At 42.2% G+C, this 2,361-nt stretch carries 3 protein-coding genes; 2 read left to right on the top strand and 1 reads right to left on the bottom strand.

The window, feature by feature from the left end:
* Both AC075L_RS03185 and AC075L_RS03180 read left to right on the top strand, forming a co-directional pair.
* Window positions 1–529, top strand: a 529-nt coding sequence (locus AC075L_RS03185; RefSeq protein ID WP_476387122.1) for a hypothetical protein, incomplete at its 5' end; no start/stop codon positions are given.
* 234 nt (window positions 530–763) lie between these two features.
* Window positions 764–1,816 (top strand): hypothetical protein, encoded by a 1,053-nt coding sequence (locus AC075L_RS03180; protein WP_476387121.1) that lies wholly within the window; start codon window positions 764–766, stop codon window positions 1,814–1,816.
* A gap of 84 nt (window positions 1,817–1,900) precedes the next feature.
* On the opposite strand, the gene AC075L_RS03175 is transcribed toward AC075L_RS03180, so the two are convergent.
* Window positions 1,901–2,361, bottom strand: a 461-nt coding sequence (locus AC075L_RS03175) for a phosphoglycerate dehydrogenase (RefSeq protein ID WP_476387120.1), incomplete at its 5' end; no start/stop codon positions are given.

Here is a 2,361-nt window from a genome sequence, read left to right as displayed (position 1 = left end):
CGCAGGAGACTATACAGTAAAAATAGCTGTTAATGAGGGTGATTTTTATTATCCCACCACCGGTGACCTAAGTGATCCAAATTGGTCTTTTACAATAAAGGAATCAGACAATACACCAAATTTTCCATTGAAAAACACAATCTTCGTTCCATGGTCCTGTAAGAAAGTAAATGAGATTGATCCTGATCCTCTTCCTGAAAACTGGGAATGGCAAGATTCAACTAAAGATCTGAATGTCGGAGACAATACCGCTACCGCAATTTACACTGGCGAAGACGCAAACAAGGGGAATTACGAAAACAGAAACTATTGCTTACACAATCACCAGAGAAGCAATGCACGCACCCACACACCGCCGGACGCTACTACTCCTCTCCATCCTGTACTTCCAGCGGGTACAGCGGAGATACCTACTGCGCAGACTGTGGTGAAACACTATCCTCCGGTTATACCATTTCCGCATATGGCCATGACTATGACAGCGGCGTTATCACTACAGAACCAACTACAGAAACTGACGGAATCATAACTTACACCTGTAAGCGGTGCAAACATCAGGATACAAAAAACCTCGGTAAAGCTTGGTGATGGGGAACCTTATATTGAGGGAAGTTTCCAGAAGAAAGGCTGGGATGCTGTCAATGATCTGATTAAGGTTTCCAAAGAAAAAGATACCATTTCCATTACCCTGAACGGTTCCAGGACACTTCCTGCTTCTGTTTTATCCGGGATAAAAGGCAAAGATATTTCCCTGAATCTTGATATGGAGAATGGTTTCATCTGGGAAATCAACGGTACTTCCATTACATCAGAAACACCTGCGGATATAGATCTTTCTGTTACAAACACAGCAGAATATATCCCGGCAGCGTTATACAGCCTGATCTCCACAAACCAGAATGATTTCGGTTTCCATCTTGGAAGAAACGGAGCTTTCGATTTCCCGGCTGTGCTTTCTGTAAAGGCAGATGCTTCCTGTGCAGGACTTATGGCAAATCTGTTCTGGTATGATGCTGAGAATGGGGTTCTGCAGTGTATCCAGACTGTAACTGTAGGCGGTGCATTTGAGCGCAGTATTCCATATGCTGACTTTACCCTTTCCAAAGGACAGGATTATTTCATAGCATTTGGTACAGAATCTCTCAATGGCAGAGTCATTCACACAGACGGAAGTATCACAGATGAAAACGGTGCATACCTGCGTCCTGCTAACACAAAGATTTCCAGCCATTCCATTGACAGAAATAAATTAACTGTCAAACTTTCCAAAGGATGTGCAGGTGCTCAGGGTTATGACTTCGTAATCAGCAAGAAATCAAATATGCTCCAGACAGAAAAGTTCAGCAAGACAGTTTCCTCAACAGGCAAGCCACAGGCATCTTTCAAATATCTTTCAAAAGGTACCTGGTATGTGGCAGCCCGAAGCTGGGTTCTGGATGCACAGGGCAATAAGGTCTATGGTTCCTGGACAAAGATCAAGAAGATCAAGATCACTGTTGTCACACCGCAGCAGCCAAAGATCAAAGATATTACTGTAAAAGAAAACACTGTGACTGTTACTTACACAAAATGCAAAAATGCCACAGGTTATGAAATCCTGCTTGGAAACAAATACAAGACTTCCGCAGGTGAAAAATACCCGGTTAAGAAATATGTGAAACGTACAGAAGGCAAAAATACCGTAACTGTAACCTTTACAAACGTAAAGAAAGGCACCTGGTATGTGACAGTACGTTCCTGGAATAAGACCTCCAAAAATAAATCCAGAGTTTACAGTCCATATTCCGATATAAAAAAATTCAAAGTCAAAAAATAGTTTATAGTAAAGTAATAAAAAATCTCCTGTGATTGCAACCAGAATCACAGGAGATTTTTTATTACTTTTTCAGATCAATGTTTCTTATTTTACCACACGAACTCTGGAAACACCTTCAATTGCTTTCAGCTCATCCAGTGCTTCTTTGGATGCTGTGCTTTCCAGATCGATGAGAGTATAAGCGTATTCGCCTTTGCTCTTGTTTGTCATATCTGCGATGTTCAGGCCTTCTGCACCAAGGATCTTGGTGAACTGGCTGATCATGTTCGGGATATTTTTGTGGCAGATGGCGATACGTCCTACTGCTACGCAGGTTCCCATGTCGCAGTTCGGGAAGTTTACAGAGTTCTTGATATTTCCGTTCTCGAGGAAATCTCTGACTTCTTTTACAGCCATTACCGCACAGTTTTCTTCGGATTCTTCTGTAGATGCTCCAAGGTGTGGAGTTACCAGGATTCCCTTATGTCCTGCTACTGTATGGTTTGCAAAGTCTGTCACATATTTCTTTACTTTTCCGCTGTCTAATGCTTCGATCAGAGCATCCT

This window comes from Blautia sp. ZXY-1-B12 (assembly GCF_056339915.1).
This window is presented reverse-complemented; position numbering and strand designations above follow the sequence as displayed.